Source organism: Acidovorax sp. GW101-3H11, assembly GCF_001633105.1.
Classification (GTDB): domain Bacteria; phylum Pseudomonadota; class Gammaproteobacteria; order Burkholderiales; family Burkholderiaceae_C; genus Acidovorax.
Genome location: NZ_LUKZ01000009.1, coordinates 556855 through 574494, shown reverse-complemented (window position 1 = coordinate 574494; position 17640 = coordinate 556855). Strand labels below are relative to the sequence as shown.

The 17640-nt window shown below is 66.6% G+C and carries 10 protein-coding genes; 8 read left to right on the top strand and 2 right to left on the bottom strand.

Annotated elements, in window-relative coordinates; genetic code table 11:
- Positions 1-159: 159 nt before the first annotated feature.
- Positions 160-1317 carry a 2-methylcitrate synthase gene (gene prpC / locus A1D30_RS08610; protein ID WP_063460329.1) on the bottom strand — a complete coding sequence of 386 codons (1158 nt, stop codon included), beginning with the start codon at positions 1315-1317 and terminating at the stop codon, positions 160-162.
- On the bottom strand, positions 1314-1709 hold the full coding sequence (locus A1D30_RS08605) for a hotdog domain-containing protein (RefSeq protein ID WP_063460328.1): 396 nt from the start codon (positions 1707-1709) through the stop codon (positions 1314-1316). Before A1D30_RS08605 ends, prpC begins: the two co-directional genes overlap by 4 nt.
- A gap of 125 nt (positions 1710-1834) precedes the next feature.
- On the opposite strand from A1D30_RS08605, the gene A1D30_RS08600 reads away from it, so the two are divergent.
- The 8 genes from A1D30_RS08600 to A1D30_RS08565 all read left to right on the top strand — a co-directional run bounded on the left by A1D30_RS08600 (position 1835) and on the right by A1D30_RS08565 (position 17607).
- On the top strand, positions 1835-3295 hold the full coding sequence (locus A1D30_RS08600; RefSeq protein WP_063460881.1) for a short-chain fatty acyl-CoA regulator family protein: 1461 nt from the start codon (positions 1835-1837) through the stop codon (positions 3293-3295).
- Between the two features lie 273 nt (positions 3296-3568).
- Entirely contained in the window at positions 3569-6655 is a 3087-nt protein-coding gene (locus A1D30_RS08595; RefSeq protein WP_063460327.1) for an EAL domain-containing protein, read from the top strand.
- Between the two features lie 294 nt (positions 6656-6949).
- A complete protein-coding gene (gene smc, locus A1D30_RS08590) occupies positions 6950-10474 on the top strand; it encodes a chromosome segregation protein SMC (protein ID WP_063460326.1) in 3525 nt (1174 codons plus the stop codon).
- A 16-nt stretch (positions 10475-10490) separates the two neighbouring features.
- Positions 10491-11606, top strand: coding sequence for a hypothetical protein (locus A1D30_RS08585; protein ID WP_063460325.1), 1116 nt, complete (start codon positions 10491-10493; stop codon positions 11604-11606).
- A 5-nt stretch (positions 11607-11611) separates the two neighbouring features.
- Positions 11612-12178, top strand: a complete 567-nt coding sequence (locus A1D30_RS25460) for a hypothetical protein (protein WP_131798431.1) — start codon at positions 11612-11614, stop codon at positions 12176-12178.
- On the top strand, positions 12168-14261 hold the full coding sequence (ligA, locus tag A1D30_RS08575) for an NAD-dependent DNA ligase LigA (RefSeq protein WP_063460323.1): 2094 nt from the start codon (positions 12168-12170) through the stop codon (positions 14259-14261). Before A1D30_RS25460 ends, ligA begins: the two co-directional genes overlap by 11 nt.
- 35 nt (positions 14262-14296) lie before the next feature.
- Positions 14297-16582 carry a transglycosylase domain-containing protein gene (locus tag A1D30_RS08570; RefSeq protein ID WP_063460322.1) on the top strand — a complete coding sequence of 762 codons (2286 nt, stop codon included), beginning with the start codon at positions 14297-14299 and terminating at the stop codon, positions 16580-16582.
- A 323-nt stretch (positions 16583-16905) separates the two neighbouring features.
- Complete coding sequence (locus A1D30_RS08565; RefSeq protein ID WP_063460321.1) at positions 16906-17607, top strand: transporter substrate-binding domain-containing protein; 702 nt, start codon at positions 16906-16908, stop codon at positions 17605-17607.
- Positions 17608-17640: the final 33 nt, after the last annotated feature.

The window sequence follows — 17640 nt, the reverse complement described above, 5'->3', positions numbered from 1 at the left end:
TGAAGTGGCGGGGCATTCTGGCGCCCGGCTGTTCACTCCCCCTCGCGGGAGAGGGGTTGGGGGAGAGGGGGCGGTTGCAAGGTGACGCTGTGCGGGTTCACCCCCTCTCCCCGGCCCTCTCCCGCGAGGGGAGAGGGAGGAAGAAAGGGGAGGCGAGATTCAAGCGCGGTGTTCGATGGGCACAAACACCAGGTCTTCGGGCCCGGTGTAGTTCGCACTCGGCCGGATGATCTTGTTGTCGATGCGCTGCTCGATGATGTGCGCCGCCCACCCGCTGGTGCGCGCAATGACGAACAGCGGCGTGAACATGGCGGTGGGCACGCCCATCATGTGGTAGCTCACGGCGCTGAACCAGTCGAGGTTGGGGAACATCTTTTTGACCTCCCACATCACAGATTCCAGCCGCTCGGCAATGTCGAACATCTTGGTGCTGCCCGCCTCTTGCGACAAGTTGTGCGCCACGCCCTTGATGACCACGTTGCGCGGGTCGCTCACGGTGTAGACCGGGTGGCCGAATCCTATGACCACCTCTTTGGCGTCCACGCGGCGGCGGATATCGGCCTCGGCCTCGTCGGGGCTGTCGTAGCGTTTCTGGATCTCGAAGGCCACCTCGTTGGCGCCGCCGTGCTTGGGGCCGCGCAGCGCACCAATGGCGCCGGTGATGGCCGAGTACATGTCGCTGCCCGTGCCAGCCACCACGCGGGCGGTGAAGGTGCTGGCGTTGAACTCGTGCTCGGCATACAGGTTGAGCGAGGTGTGCATGGCGCGCTCCCAGGCCGCGCTGGGTGGGGTGCCGTGCAGCAGGTGCAAGAAGTGCGCGCCGATGGAGTCGTCATCGGTCTCTACCTCGATGCGGCGGCCCGAGCTGGCCCAGTGGTACCAGTAGAGCAGCATGGAGCCCAGTGATGCCATCAACCGGTCGGCAATGTCGCGCGCGCCGGGCAGGTTGTGGTCGTCCTTTTCGGGCAGCGCGCAGCCCAGGGCCGAGACGCCCGTGCGCATCACGTCCATGGGGTGGCTGGCGGCGGGCAGTTGTTCCAGCGCCTGCTTGACTGACAGCGGCAGGCCGCGCAGGGCCTTGAGCTTGGCCTTGTAGGCGCGCAGTTCGGCGCGTGTGGGCAGCTTGCCGTGCACCAGCAGGTGGGCGATTTCTTCAAACTCGCAGACCTCGGCAATGTCGAGGATGTCGTAGCCCCGGTAGTGCAGGTCGTTGCCCGTGCGGCCCACGGTGCACAGGGCGGTGTTACCGGCGGTCACGCCCGAGAGCGCGACGGACTTCTTGGGCTTGAAGCCCGGGGTTTCAACGGTGGTAGTCATGCGGTCTCCTGGTTTGCATAGGCGTTGGTGATGGCGGCGGGGCGGCCTTTGCCATCCACCGCCACCATTTCAAAAATTCCCTTCAGCACCTCCTCAGGTGGCGAGCCCAGCGTGGCGGCCAGGCCGGTCACACACACGGTGAGCGAGCTGCGCCCGATGCGGCTGACCCAGGCGCGCAGCGTGAGCACATGGCCCACGGGCACGGGGGCCAGAAAGCACACATCCGTCACGCCCGCCATCACCACATCGCGCTGTGCGGCGCCGCGCGCTGCCAGAAACGCCGCCTTGGCCATGAGCTGCAAGGCGTTGCCGCCGAACAGCGTGCCGTAGTGGTTGGCGATGGTGGGGAAGACGATCTCCGTCAGCTCGACGGTGCCTTGAGGGGTTGTCATGCTTCGCAATTTACGCACAATGGCACCCCTCCGTAAGGGCTGAATTGGCGAATGATTGCGAAGGTGGCGGCAGTGATTTGCAAAGTTTGCGAATGAATGGCGCCACCCCACTGCCGAAAGAAACAATGAAAAAAACCTTCATGGGTGTGCGCCTGCGCCGCCTGCGCGAAGAGCGCGGCATGACCCAGATTGCGCTGGCCCGGGCCTTGGACCTGTCGGCCAGCTACCTCAACCAGCTGGAGCAGAACCAGCGCCCGCTCACGGTGCCCGTGCTGCTCAAGATCAACGCCGTGTTTGGCGTGGATGTGCAGCGCTTCTCCGACGACGACGAGGCGCGCCTGATCACCGGCTTGCGCGAGGTGCTGGCAGACCTGCCCGCAGGTCTGGGCGGGGAGGGCGCGGGCGAAGCCGTGTCTCTGGCCGAGATCCGCGAGCTGGCCGCTGGCATGCCCGCCGTGGCCCGCACATTGCTCGCGCTGCACCAGCGGCACCGCCAGGCGCTTGAACGCCTGGCCGCCCTGGGCAATGACCGGGGCGGGGAGGGCGCCATGGCCCACCACCCGCCCATGGCCTATGAAGAGGTGCGCGACTTCTTCTTTGCGCGCCAGAACCACATTGCCGAGCTGGACGACGCGGCCGAGCAGTGCGCCGCCGACTGGGGCCTGCTGCCCGGCCGCGCCGACGAGGCGCTGGCCCAGCGCCTGCTCGCCGCCCATGGCGTGCGCGTGGTGGATGTGGCCGACCTGCCGGGGCAGGCACAGCGTGTGTTCCAGGCCGACACCGGGCTGCTGCAGCTGGCGGCGGGGCTGGAGCGCGGGCAGCGCGCGTTTCAGATGGCGACGCAGCTGGCGTTTCTGGAGCAGGGTGCTGAGCTGCAGCGCCTGGCCGACAGCGCGGGTTTGTCGAGCGACCAGGCCCGGGCGCTGGCGCGCATTGGCCTGGCCAACTACTTTGCGGGGGCGCTGGTGCTGCCCTACACCGCCTTCTTGCGCGCGGCCGAGGCGGCGCACTACGACATCGACCGGCTCGGCCACCAGTTTGGCGTGGGTTTCGAGACCGTGTGCCACCGCCTGTCTACGTTGCAGCGGCCCAGTGCGCGGGGCGTGCCGTTCTTCTTCATCCGGGTGGACCGCGCGGGCAACATCAGCAAGCGGCAGTCGGCCACACATTTCCACTTCAGCAAGATCGGCGGCACCTGCCCGCTGTGGAATGTGTACGAGGCCTTTGCCCAGCCCGGGCGCACCGTGCCGCAGGTGGCGCGCATGCCCGATGGCCGCGCCTACCTGTGGGTGGCGCGCACCGTGGCGCGCGGCGGGGGCGGGTGGGGCGTGCCGGGCAAGGAGTTCTCGGTGGCGCTGGGCTGCGACATCCGCCATGCGCCGCAGCTGGTGTACTCCCGCGGGCTCGACCTGGCCAACCCCGAGGCCGCCGTGCCCATCGGCATGGGCTGCAAGGTATGCGAGCGCGACGCCTGCCCGCAGCGCGCGTTCCCACCCATCGGGCGGGCGCTGGATGTGAATGAGAACCACAGCCGTTTTGCCCCGTATCCGGTGGCTGCGCCGCAAACCGCGACCCATCGGTCATGAAATATGCTCATCATTTCATAGCATGCAAGGCATGACAGTGCTGCGGAGACGGCACTTTTTTATCGAATGTTGCGCGATAACAAAATGTTGGTGCCGCTGGGCCAGGTTTGCCGCTATCCTGCGTCCATCCCGCTCTGGCTGGCCGACTTGTTGCTTGGCTGGCGTCCCACCAACCTGCTCCCCGGCTGAGGCATTCGTCTGACCCTCCCCCCGAGTTCCCCCCTCCCGGCCGGCCCGCTTGCGCCCGGCCGCTACAGGCACTGGTGGTCTGGCCTGGGCGTGGCCGTGCTGGGGCTGGGCCTGAGCCTGTGGCTGGGAGCGCACCAGGCGGATTCGATGGCACAAATTGACGAAGCGCGGTTTGTGCAGGAGGCGCGGGCTTTTTCCGATGCGTTGAGCCAGCGCATCACCGGGGACACTGAGGTGGTCAACTGCCTGCGGGGCCTGTTCACCGCCAACCCCCATCTGTCGCGGCTGGACTTCGAGCGCGCCGCCAGCGAGATGGAAGTGGGCCAACGTTACCCGGGGGTGCGCAACCTGTCGTTCACCCGCTGGGTGCCAGGCCCGGAACGCGAAGCCTACGAGGCCCGCGTGCGGGTGGACACCTCGCTTTCGCCCGATGGCTTCCCCAACTTCCGCATCCACCCGCCGGGCGAGCGTGCCGAGTACTTTGTGGCCGAGTACCTCTGGCCCATGGTGGGCAACGAAGGGGTGCTGGGCCTGGACATCAGCGCCCAACCCACCAACCTGGCGGCCATGCGCTACAGCCGCGACAGCGGCCAGACCGTGGTGTCGGCGCCGTTCGACCTGATCCAGGAAGAAAAATACCGCCAGGGCATCGTGATCCGCGTGCCGGTGTTCGACCCCACGGCGGGCACGGCCGAGCAGCGGTTTGTGGGGGCCGTGGCCTCTACCCTGCGGGTGTACGACCTGGTGCAGGGCCTCGGCAGCCAGGGCTTTCTGAACGGCATCGCCGTGGCCATGACCGACCAGGGCCCGGTGCGCACGGACGCCCGCGACACCACGGTGCGCCCGCTGCTGGAGCAGACCTCGCCCGGCCTGCCCGGCGCGCGGCCCCTGGTGCGTGACCTGGTGGTGCACGACCGGCGCTGGCAGCTCACGTTTTATCCCACACGCTCGTTCCTGACGCAGCAAGAGGCGCGGCTGCCGCTGTTGGCGGGGCTGGCCGGTGTGCTGGTGTCGCTGCTGGCCGCGTCCACGGTGGGGCTGCTGGTGCGCCAGCGCACCCTGGCGCTGGTGCGCGCCCAGGTGTCAGACGACGCCCGGCGCGAGAGCGAAGAGCGGTTTGGTGCCCTGTTCAACCAGGCCACCGTGGGGGTGGCTCAGGTGGATTCCGACACCGGCCAGTTTTTGCGCGCCAACCAGCGCTATGCCGACATCCTGGGCTACAGCGTGCAGGAGTTGCTGGGCAAGACCTTCCAGAGCCTCACCCACCCCGACGACCTGGCCGCCGACATGGCCCAGGTGCGGCGCCTCAAGAGCGGCGACCTGCCCGAGTACCGCCTCGAAAAACGCTACATCCACAAGGACGGGCATGTGGTCTGGGGCGACCTCACCGTGTCGTCGATGTGGTTCACCGGCCACCACATCGCCGTGGTGCAGGACATCACCTCGCGCAAGCGCATGGAAGAAACCCTGCGCGCCAACGAGCAGCGCTTGCGCAGCATCCTGGAGCGCCTGCCCATGGGTTTGTGCCTGGTGCAGGAGGACGGCCTCATCAGCTTCCGCAACGAGCGTTATGTGCAGATCTGTGGCTACACCCAGGAAGAAGTCCCCGACGTGGACACCTGGTGGCAGCGTGCCTACCCGGATGCGGTGGAGCGCGATGCCATCCGGCAAGAGCTGATCAATGCCAGAAACCAGGGCGTGATTCCTGCAGCCGAGTACACCATCCGGTGCGCCGACGGCAAGCTCAAGCCGGTGGAGATCTCCGGCATCTTTGTCGATGGCGGGCGCCTCATCACCATGCAGGACCTGAGCCAGCACAAGGCCGCCGAGGAAGAGATCAACATCCTGGCGTATTACGACCCGCTCACCCGCCTGCCCAACCGGCGCCTGCTGATGGACCGGCTGCAGCAGGCACTGGCCACCAGCGCCCGCCACCACCGCAGCGGTGCGCTTTTGATGCTGGACCTGGACAACTTCAAGACCCTCAACGAAACCCGGGGCCATGACCGGGGCGACACCTTGCTTTTGCAGGTGGCGCACCGCCTGCGCGGCTGTGTGCACGAGGACGACACCGTGGCCCGCCAGGGTGGCGACGAGTTTGTGGTGGTGCTGGAAGACCTGGGCGCCAGCCCCGAAGAGGCGGCGGCACGCGGCGAAGAAGTGGGCCAGCGCATCCTGTCCGTGCTGCGTGAGCCCTACCTGCTTGACGGCGACACACACCACAGCTCGCTGAGCATGGGCGTGGCGGTGTTCAGCGGCATGCGCGAGACGGCGGACGAGCTGCTCAAGCGCGCCGACCTGGCGCTCTACCAGGCCAAGGACGCGGGCCGCGACACCCTGCGTTTCTATGACCCCAAGATGCAGGCCGCCGTGAGCGCGCGGGCTGCGCTGGAGCTGGACATGCGCACTGGCCTGGCCCAGGGGCAGTTCGAGCTGTACTACCAGCCGCAGATCGACCATGGCCGCATCATTGGTGCCGAGGCCCTGCTGCGCTGGCGCCACCCGCGCGACGGGTTCGTGTCGCCCGCCCATTTCATCCCGCTGGCCGAAGAAACCGGGCTCATCTTGCCGCTGGGCGAATGGGTGCTGAAAACGGCCTGCCAGTGCCTCGCGTCGTGGGCGCTGCAACCCGCACTGGCGCCTTTGAGCCTGGCCGTCAACGTGAGCCCGCGCCAGTTCCACCAGAGCGGCTTTGTGGCCCAGGTGCTGGCCGCGCTGGCCGGTGCCGGGGCCGACGGCCGCCAGCTCAAGCTGGAGATGACCGAAGGCCTGCTGCTGGAAGACGTGGAAGACACCATCGACAAGATGGGCCAGCTCAAGGGCTACGGCGTGGGCTTTTCGCTGGACGACTTCGGCACTGGCTATTCGTCGCTGAGCTACCTCAAGCGCTTGCCGCTCGACCAGCTCAAGATCGACCAGAGCTTTGTGCGCGACGTGCTCACCGACCCCAACGACGCCGCCATTGCCCGCACCGTGGTGGCCCTGGGCACCAGCCTGGGCCTGCGCGTGATCGCCGAAGGGGTGGAAACCGAGGCCCAGCGCGAGTTTCTGGAGCGGCACCACTGCCATGCCTGGCAGGGCTACCTGCTGAGCCCCCCGCTGCCCGTGGCCGAGTTTGAGGCCCTGGTGCGCCGCACCAATGCGGTGGACGGGTTGCCGCCCCAGGCCTGAACGCCGGGCGGGGCAGGGGCTTTCCGCGCGCTGTTTGCCGGGTTATCCGGCAGGGTATAGGTATTCAAAATTGATAGCTATAAAGCCATGCTGGATGCGCGGCAAGGCCTGTTTTAACCAAATGTTTCCGCAATACACGGCTTAGGGAGCCGCCCCAAGCCGCCAGGGCAAGGGGGCACGCAGGCGGCGCGGTATCATTCCGCCGTGGCTGCAGCCAGCGTGTTCCCCGCCGGAACGCCCGTCCGGCGCAGCTTCCCATCCCCGCTTCTCCCATTTTTGCCCGCCCCCTGACCCGTGCGTCTTACCTCCATCAAGCTTTCCGGTTTCAAGTCGTTCGCTGAACCCACCAACTTCATGCTGCCCGGCCAACTGGTGGGCGTGGTGGGCCCGAACGGCTGCGGCAAGTCCAACATCATGGATGCGGTGCGCTGGGTGCTGGGCGAAAGCAAGGCCAGCGAGCTGCGCGGCGAGAGCATGCAGGACGTGATCTTCAGTGGCACCACCACCCGCAAGCAGGCCAGCCGTGCGAGTGTGGAGCTGGTGTTCGACAACTCCGACCACCGCGCGGGCGGCCAGTGGGGCCAGTACGGCGAGGTGGCGGTGCGCCGCGTGCTCACGCGCGACGGCACCAGCAGCTACTACCTGAACAACCAGCCCGTGCGCCGCCGCGACGTGCAGGACGTGTTTCTGGGCACCGGCCTTGGGCCGCGCGCCTACGCCATCATCGGCCAGGGCACCATCAGCCGGATCATCGAAAGCCGCCCTGAGGAACTGCGCCTGTTCCTCGAAGAAGCTGCGGGTGTCTCCAAATACAAGGAGCGCCGCCGCGAGACCGAAAACCGCCTCTCGGACACGCGCGAGAACCTCACGCGGGTCGAAGACATCCTGCGCGAGCTGAACGCCAACCTCGAAAAGCTCGAAAAGCAGGCTGAGGTGGCTGCCAAGTACAACACCCTGCACGCCGACGCCACGCTCAAACAGCACCAGCTGTGGTTTTTGAAGCGGGCCGAAGCCGAAGAGCAGCAGAACAAGGTGCGCCTCGATGGTCTGCAGGCCGTGAACGACCTCGAATCGCGCATGGCCGATTTGCGCGCCGTCGAGTCCGACCTCGAAACCATCCGCCAAGCCCATTACGCCGCCGGTGACCAGGTCAACCAGGCCCAGGGCAAGCTCTACGAAGCCACGGCCGAAGTCGGCAAGCTCGAAGCCGAGATCCGCTACGTGGTCGAAGGCCGCCAGCGCGTGGAACAGCGCCTGGTGCAACTGGCCGAGCAGATCGCCCAGTGGCAGGCCCGCAAGGAAGACGCCGACGTGGAGCTGGAAAACCTGGCCGGTGCGGGCGTGGACGCCGAAGAACGCGCCGAACTGCTGGCTGCCCAGGTCGAAGAGCAGGCCATGCAAATGCCTGACCTGGAAGAGGCCCTGCGCCAGGCCCAGGCCCGCACGGCCGAACAGCGCAGCAGCGTCGTGCAGGTGCAGCAGCAGATCGGCGTGTTGGCCGCCGAGCAGCGCAGCTTTGACGAACAAAGCCGCCAGCTGGACGCCCGCTTTGAACGCCTGCGCACCGACCGCAACGCGCTGGCTGCACCCGACGAAGCCCGCCTGACCAACCTGCGCGAACAGCTCGAAGAAGCGCAGGAGATTGCCGAAACCACCGCAGCCCGCCTGCACGAGCTGCAGGAGTCCGTACCCCAGCTCGACGACGACCGCCGCGCGCGCCAGCAAGCCGTGAACAGCGAAAGCGCGCGCCAGGCCGAGCTGTCGGCCCGCATGGAGGCGCTCAAGGCGCTGCAGGAAAAGGTCAAGACCGACGGCAAACTGCGCCCCTGGCTTGCCAAACATGGCCTCGACGGCTTGCAAGGCCTGTGGAGCCGCATCCACATCGAACCCGGCTGGGAAAACGCGCTGGAAGCCGCCTTACGCGAACGGCTGGCCGCCTTGGAAGTAGGGCGCCTGGACATGGTGCGCGGCTTCCTCGGCTCCGGAGGCAACGATGCGCCGCCCGCGCGCCTGGCCTTCTACAGTGCCCCCGCTGCGGGCCACCCCGAAACATCGTCCCCCCACGCCCGCCTGTCAGACCTGCTGCGCCTGAACGATGCGGGCCTGCGGGCCGTGTTGGTGGACTGGCTGCAAGGCTGCTACACCGCGCCCACCTTGGACGACGCTTTGGCCCGCCGCAGCACGCTGCAGCCTGGGGAGGTAGTGTTTGTTCCTACCGGCCATGCGGTCAGCGCCCACAGCGTGAGCTTTTACGCGCAGGACTCCGAACAGTCCGGCATGCTGGCCCGCGCGCAGGAGATCGAGCACCTCGAAAAGGAGCTGCGCGCGCAGGCCCTGATCGCCGAAGAATCACGCACCGCCCTGGTCCGTGCCGAGGCGGCCTATGCCGACGCCTCGCAGCGCCTGGTGGCCGCCCGCCGCGAAGCCACCGAAACCCAGAGCCGTGCCCACGAGCTGCAGGTCGAAACCCTGCGCCTCACGCAGTTGGCCGAACAGACCCGCGCGCGCAGCCAGCAAATCGACGGCGACCTGGCCGAAGTCGAGGCCCAGCTGGCCGACCTGCAGGAACGCCGCGTGGCGGCCGAAGCGCGTTTTGAAGAACTGGACATGCAGCTGGCCGACAGCCAGGAGCGCGAGGCGCAACTGGGCGACAAGGTCATCGAGGCTGAGCGCAAGCTCACCGCCTGCCGCGAACAGCAGCGCACGCTGGAGCGCCAGGCGCAAGAGGCCACTTTCTCCCAGCGCAGCCTGGAAGCGCGCCGCGCCGAACTCAACCGTTCCATCGAAACCGCCACGCAGCAGGCCAAGGCCCTGGCCGATGAAGAGCAGCGCGCGCGTGACGAGCTGGCCCGCCTGTCCGACGCCGCCGCGCAAGGTGGCCTGCAGGCCGCGCTGGAAGTGAAGATGGAACGCGAAAAGGCGCTCGGCGCCCAGCGCAGCGAATACGACGACCTCACGACGAAGCTGCGCGCCAGCGATGAACGCCGCATGCAGCTCGAACGTGCGCTCGACCCGCTGCGCGCGCGCATCACCGAATTCCAGCTCAAGGAACAGGCCGCGCGCCTAGGCCTGGAGCAATACACCACCTTGCTGGCCGACGCCCAGGCCGACCTCGAAGCCGTGGCCCAGTCGATCACCGACGGCAATGTGCGCGTGGGTGGCCTGCAAAGTGAAATCGACCGCCTGCACCGCGAAATCGCCGCCCTGGGCGCCGTGAACCTGGCAGCACTGGACGAACTCAAGCTCGCCAGCGAGCGCAAGATCTTCCTCGATGCGCAGACAGCCGACCTGACCGAGGCGATGAACACGTTGGAAGACGCGATCCGCAAGATCGACGGCGAAACGCGCCAGCTGCTCTCGGGCACCTTCGACACCGTCAACGGCCACTTTGGGCGCATGTTCCCCGAACTGTTCGGCGGTGGCCAGGCCAAGCTCATCATCACGGGCGACGAAATCCTCGATTCCGGCGTGCAGGTGATGGCCCAGCCCCCGGGCAAGAAGAACCAGACCATCCACCTGCTGTCGGGCGGCGAGAAGGCGCTCACGGCCATCGCGCTGGTGTTCGCCATCTTCCAGCTCAACCCCGCGCCGTTCTGCCTGCTGGACGAGGTGGACGCACCGCTGGACGATGCCAACACCGAGCGCTACGCCAAGCTGGTCTCCAGCATGAGCAAGGGCACGCAGTTCTTGTTCATCAGCCACAACAAGATCGCGATGGAAATGGCCGAGCAACTGATCGGCGTGACCATGCAGGAGCAGGGCGTGTCGCGCATCGTGGCCGTCGATATGGAATCGGCCCTCTCCATGGCAGACGCTTGAAACAACCCACCCAACCATGAGCACATTGCAACTGAGTCTGGCCATCATCGGCGGTCTGGTGCTGGCCCTCATCGTGGCCTACAACACCTGGACCTCGCGCCGCAATGCGCCCAAGCGCGCCCTGCCCACGGAGCACGATCCAGCGGCAGAGCCCGCGCAGCGCCTCGAGCCCGGCTTCGATGCGGGCGCGACCGGTGCCATGCCACCCAGCGAGTTCCATGGCCTCGACCGGGGGCCGGAGCCGTCTGAACATACCGTGGACGCGGGCGATGCCCTGCAACTGCCCGTGCCACCGTTTTCGCCCGAGCGCCGCCCCGGGCTGGACCCGCTGATCGACGTGATCGCTTTGCTGCAGCCTGAGCACGTCGTGTCGGGCGACGCGGCGCTGGCCGCGCTGCCACCCACCCGCCGTGCAGGCAGCAAGCCCTTTGCCATCGAAGGCCTGAACGAAGCCACCCAGCAGTGGGAAACCCCGGCCCCCGGCCAGCGCTACCAGTCGTTCCAGGCGGGCGTGCAACTGGCCAACCGCATGGGCGCGCTCAACGAGATCGAGTTCTCCGAATTCGTGGTCAAGGCCCAGGCCTTTGCCGACACCGTCAACGCCGCGCCCGACTTCCCAGACATGCTGCAGGAAGTGGCCCGCGCGCGCGAACTGGACCAGTTCGCCAGTGACCACGACGCCCAGCTCATGTTCATGCTGCGTGCCCGCCAGGCCGCGTGGAGCCCCGGCTATGTGCAGCAGAATGCCGCCCGCCTGGGCTTTGTGCCCGGCGCCATGCCCGGCCGCCTGGTGCTGCCCGCCAGCACCCCGGGCCTGCCGCCCTTGCTCACCCTGGGCTACGACACCCAGGCCGCATTGGCCGACGACCCCGACCAGTCCGCCATCCGCGACATCACGCTGAGCCTGGATGTTGCCCAGGTGCACCGCACCGAGCAGCCCTTTGCCCGCCTGCGCGACGTGGCCGCCGCTCTGTGCCAGGCCATGGACGGCGTGCTCTGCGACCAGAACGGCACCCCGCTGCCCGCGATGGCCATGGACCCGATCGCGGGCGATCTGGAGCTGCTGTATGACCAGCTGGATGGGCGGGATCTGTCGGCGGGGTCCGTGCTGGCGCGGCGGCTGTTCAGCTGAGCAACGTGAACTCTGTTCCAACACAGCAGGAGTCCACCAAGCGCTGGTGGCACCTCTTGTTTCCTCCTGTGGTGGAAACGCACGAAGGACTTTTTCGCCCATCGAATCTGGCGCTTGATCTGGCAGTTCCCGCAGTGTGCGGCGTGCTGGTGTTGGTTTTATTTGTGTGGTCTAAATCCCAAGGCAAGGCCAACTACGTGGCCCTTTTTCTCACCTTGGTCTGCATATGGGGCACTGCGCGGAGTTGGCTTGAGTGGAAAAAATTTGGAGCTATGGGCCGACCGCTGGTGCGGATCAACGAAACCACCATCTTTTTGGCGCTGCCTGAGAATCTCACGCAGCGGCAAGTTGAGTTGCAGTTGGTGGACATCAAAGCGCTTGTGATCCAAGGGGAGGCTAGCCAACGGACTTTTGTGTTTGAACGCCACGAAGGCGGTCCCATCAAAGCCAAGGCCTGTCTGGGGCGCCTGGATACCCGTATCGTGGACTTTCTGAGGCAAAAGATGCCTGCCGCCGTTACTGTGCGCATGCAACGACCTTCTTCTCTGTTTGGTTTTATCCGTGGCGACTGACCCTGATCTTTTCTCTGCCATCACGCCTGAACCTCAACCTAGTGAGGTGGCTCTGGCTTTACGCGCCCAGCTCAACCACTGGGCCCACCAGTACTACGTGCTGGACGAGCCCACCGTGCCCGACGCCGAGTACGACCGCGTGTTCCGCGAGCTGCAGGCGCTCGAAGCCGCGCACCCCGATCTGGTCACCCCCGATTCGCCCACGCAGCGCGTGATTGGCGCGGTGATGGAAGGCCTGGCCCCCGTGCGCCACACGGTGCCCATGCTGAGCATCCACACCGAAACCGACACCGAGGCGACGGGCGCGCAGGCGTTTGACGCGCGCGTGCGGCGCGAGCTGGGCCTGGCTGACGCTGACCCTGCCATCGAATACGTGGCCGAGCCCAAGTTTGACGGCCTGGCCATGAGCCTGCGCTACGAAAATGGCCGCCTGGTGCAGGCCGCCACGCGCGGTGATGGCGAGGTGGGCGAGGACGTGACGCACAACATCCGCACGATCCGGCAGATACCCCTCACGCTGCCTAGCGGTGTACCGCCGCTGCTCGAAGTACGTGGCGAGGTCTACATGCGCCGCGCAGACTTCGACGCGCTGAACGAGCGCCAGCGGGAGCAGGGTGGCAAGACCTTTGTGAACCCGCGCAATGCCGCAGCGGGTGCGGTGCGCCAGCTCGACTCCAACATCACCGCCCAGCGGCCCTTGAGCTTTTTTGCCTACGGCCTGGGTGCGATCACTCCGCCTGCCGAAGGCGGACCGGTGTTCCGCACGCACTACGAGATGCTGCAGACGCTGAAATCATGGGGTTTCCCGGTCGCAACGCAGGTGCAAATTGCGGTAGATGCTACTGAATTGGTAGCGTTTCACCAGCAGGTGGGCGCCAGCCGCGATGCGCTGCCGTACGACATCGACGGTGTGGTCTACAAGGTCAACTCCCTGCAGCTGCAGCGCGACCTGGGCTTTAAGACCCGCGAGCCGCGCTGGGCCGTGGCGCACAAGTACCCCGCGCAGGAGATGGCCACCAAGATCGAAGGCATCGACGTGCAGGTGGGCCGCACCGGCAAGATCACGCCGGTCGCGCGTCTCGCGCCGGTGTTTGTGGGCGGTGTCACCGTCACCAACGCCACGCTGCACAACCTGTTCGAGATCCGCAAGAAGGGCGTGCGCGTAGGCGACACGGTCATCGTGCGCCGTGCGGGCGACGTGATTCCCGAGGTCGTCGGCGTGATGCCGGGCAACCGCACGGGCTATGTACCCAACTTCCAGATGCCCACAGCCTGCCCCGTGTGTGGCAGCGCCGTGGTGCGCGAAAAGGGCGAGGCCAACCACCGCTGCACCGGCGGCCTGTTCTGCGCCGCGCAGCGCAAGGAGGCCATCCTGCACTTTGCCGCGCGCCGTGCCATGGACATTGAGGGCCTGGGCGACAAGCTGGTGGACCAGCTGGTGGACGCGAATGTGATCCGCACGCTGCCCGACCTGTACCGGCTGGGCCTGACCTCCCTCATTGCGCTGGAGCGCATGGCAGAAAAGTCGGCCCAGAACGTGCTGGCTGCGCTCGAAAAATCCAAGCAGACCACCTTGCCGCGTTTCTTGTTCGGCCTGGGGCTGCGCCATGTGGGCGAGGCCACGGCAAAGGACCTTGCCAAACACTTTGGCACGCTGGACGCGATCATGGACGCCAGCGTGGAGCAGTTGCTGGAGGTGAACGATGTGGGGCCGGTGGTGGCGCAGAGCCTGCACACCTTCTTTGCCCAGCCGCACAACCGCGAGGTGGTCGAACAACTGCGCGCCTGCGGCGTGACCTGGCCCGAGGGCCCGGTGGCCGAGCGGGCTCCGCAGATTCTGGCGGGCAAAACCGTGGTGCTGACCGGCACACTGCCCACGCTCAGCCGCGAGGCCGCCAAGGACATGCTGGAGGCCGCTGGCGCCAAAGTGGCCGGTTCTGTCAGCAAGAAGACCAGCTACGTGGTGGCCGGCGCCGAAGCGGGCAGCAAACTGGCCAAGGCCGAAGAGCTGGGCGTGCCGGTGCTGGATGAAGCGGGCATGCTGGCCCTGCTGTCGGGCGCGGGCGCGGGCGCGGGCGCGTGACGCGCTCTTTTTGCGCTTTTTTCTCTGGGTTTTTGATGCGCACCTTGCTGCTTTCTCTCCAGGCCCGCGCTGCGGCCCTGTTCCGCTGGCTGGCCGGCCTGTTCGCCTGGATGCCCCGCCCGCTGCGCCGCGCGCTGCTCTGGGGCGCCCTCGCCGTGCCCGCCGCCGTGCTGGCCTACACGCTGGTGCTGATCCCGTTCACGCCCTCCATCAGCGACATCCGCAAGGCCAAAAGCGAGCTGCCCGCGCAGCTCATGTCGGTGGACGGCAAGCTGCTGGCCGAATACCGCTGGGCCAACCGCGAATGGGTGGAGCTGAACGAGATTTCGCCGAATGTGGTGAATGCTCTCATCGCCACTGAAGACCACCGCTTCTACGACCATTTCGGGCTGGACTGGAAGCGCACGGCATCGTCGGTGGTGCACACGCTGCGGGGCGATCCGCAGGGTGGCTCCACCATCACGCAGCAGCTGGCGCGCAATCTGTTTCCGGACGAGATCGGCCGCTCGCGCGTGTTCCCGCAGGCGCTCACGCGCAAGCTCAAGGAGGCGATCACGGCCCTCAAGATCGAGGCCTCGTACACCAAGGACGAGATCCTGGAGACCTACCTCAACACCGTGCCGTTTCTGTACAACGCCTACGGCATCGAGATGGCCGCGCGCACGTATTTCGACAAGTCGGCCGACAAGCTCAATGTGCTGGAGAGCGCTACGCTGATCGGCATGCTCAAAGGCACGGCCTACTACAACCCCGTGCTCAACCCCGAGCGCGCGCAGGCCCGCCGCAACACCGTGCTGTCGCAGATGGTCAAGCGCGGCAAGCTCGAAGAAAAGCAGCTGGAAGCCCTGCAAAAGCGCCCGCTGCGCGTCAACTTCGAGCGCCAGACCGAGGTGATGGGACCCGCGCCGCACTTTGCGATGCAGCTGCGCAAGCAGCTCATCGAGTGGGCCGACAGCCATGGCTACAACCTGTATGCCGATGGCCTGGTGATCCGCACCACCATCGACTCGCGCCTGCAGGCCATGGCCAACCAGGCCGTGGCGCGCCAGGGGCGGCAGCTGCAGGGTGTGGCCGACACGGCCTGGTCGCAGCGCAATGGCTGGGGCCCGAACAACGAGCTGGTGCAGACGCTGGTGCGCGAAAGCGCCGAATACCGCGCCGCCGTGGACAAGGGCGAGGCGCCCGAGGATGTGCTCAAGGCGCTGCTGGACGACACCGCCTTTTTGCCGAAGCTGCGTGCCGAGAAGACACGGGTGCAGGCCGGGTTCCTGGCGCAGGACCCGGTCACTGGCCATGTGCTGGCCTGGGTGGGCAGCCGCGACTTTGCGCAGGACCCGTTCGACCACGTGCAGGCCGCGCGGCGCCAGCCGGGCTCCACCTTCAAGCCGTTTGTGTATGGCGCGGCCTTTGCGCAGGGCGCATCGCCCGACGACACGCTCATGGACTCGGCCGTGGAGATCCCCCTGGGCGGTGGCCGCGTGTGGCGCCCCACCGACGGCGGCCCGCCCAGCGACGAGCCCATGACGCTGGCCGATGGCCTGGCGCGCTCCAAGAACACCATCACCGCCCAGGTCATGCACCAGGTGGGCCCGGCGCGTGTGGCCGAGGTGGCGCGGGCCCTGGGCGTGCGCCAGTCCAAGCTCGAAGAAGTGCCTTCGCTTGCGCTGGGCACGAGCCCGGTCACGCTCAAGGAAATGGTGTCGGCCTACAGCTCCATCGCCAACTTGGGGCGCTATATCGAGCCGGTGCTCATCACCCGCATCGAAGACCGCCACGGCAAGGTGCTGGAAACCTTTGCCCCGTCGGCCCCCGAGGCGGTGTTCGACGCCCGCGCCGCACAAACCCTGCGCAACACCATGCGGGGTGCCATCGACCATGGCACGGCCACCGCCATCCGCAGCCGCTATGGCATCCAGGCCGACGTGGCGGGCAAGACGGGCACGACCCAGGACAACACCGACGGCTGGTTCATCCTGATGAATCCGCGTGTGGTGGTGGGCGCCTGGGCAGGCTTCAACGACGGCCGCATCACCCTGCGCAGCGACCATTGGGGGCAGGGCGCCCGCAGCGCACTGCCCATGGTGGGCGAGTTCATGCAGCAGGCCATCCGCAGCAAGGTGATCGACGGCAATGAACGCTTTGTGGACGAGTTCGACACCCGCCCGGTGCCGCCGCCCGACAGCTCGCTGGACACCATGCGCGACTGGCTGCGGGGGCTGTTCCGCAGCGATCCCAACCAGCCGTCCCTGCCTGGCGGAGCGCCAGGTGTGCCGGGCAACGCGACCCCGCCCGTGCCTGCCGAGGAGCGGGTGGGCGGCTAGGCTCGCGTCTCCCTGCCGATGGCCGTCAAGCGCTGGGCGCCGCCCATGCAATGGTCTTGGCGAATCGTTTGCGTGGTGCGTGGATGGAGTCCGTCGCACCGTGCTGCGGGGTGGCTCCTCGTCGCCTGGGTGGAGCATGGTTTTCTGCCCTTGTGCAACGCCCTTGCCTCACTACAATTGCAACAAACTGCTTCATAGTCTTCAACGATCTTGATCGCGGTCAGCAGTCCGGCGGCGGTGCTGACGCTCTGGGAGTTGCCATGAAAGCTTGCGTTGAGTGCGACCGTCTGGCGTTGTGGTCACGTCGGACACTCCTGGCGGGTGTGGCATCTTCCCTGGCCTGGCCCCTGGCGGCCGATACCCCTCCGACCGACATCCACCTGGTCTCCGACGCCTGGCACGGCCTCACGCGCAAGGATGGCTCGGGCCTGTATTTCGACCTCATCCGCGCGGTGTATGCCCAACGCAAAATCAAGCTGCGCATCACCATCTACCCCTATGCGCGCACGGTGCAGGCGGTCAAGGACAAACGGGCCGATGCATGGGTGGCCTCGTTTTTGGAGGAGAAGGACTTTGCGCTGTACCCGCACTGGCACTTTGACCGCAACGTGCAGCAGGCACTGTTCCGCAAGCGTCCGGGCTATCGATTTGGCGGGACCAGCGATCTGCGCGACAAGCGCGTGGCGTGGCTGCGCGATTTTGGCCTGGACAGATACCTTAACGTGCCGGTGAAGATCGTCGAGGTGGACACCATCCAGAGTGCCATGCAGATGCTGGAAGCGGGCCGCATCGATTACTTCATCGGTGCGCAGTCCGACATTGCCGATGACATCAAGGCGCGCAGCGCGGACATGCGGGATTTTGAACTGGCGTTTGTGATGCACCTGGGGCTGTACCTGGCCTTTGCCAACACCCCCCGTGGCGAGGTGTTGCGGCGCATCTGGGACGAGGAAATGGAAACCTTCCACAAGGCAGATGCGTTCAAGGCCATCTATAAAAAGGCAGGGTTTGATTACCCTTTCTGAAACAGCGGGTCTTCATCCAAAGCGGGTTGCATG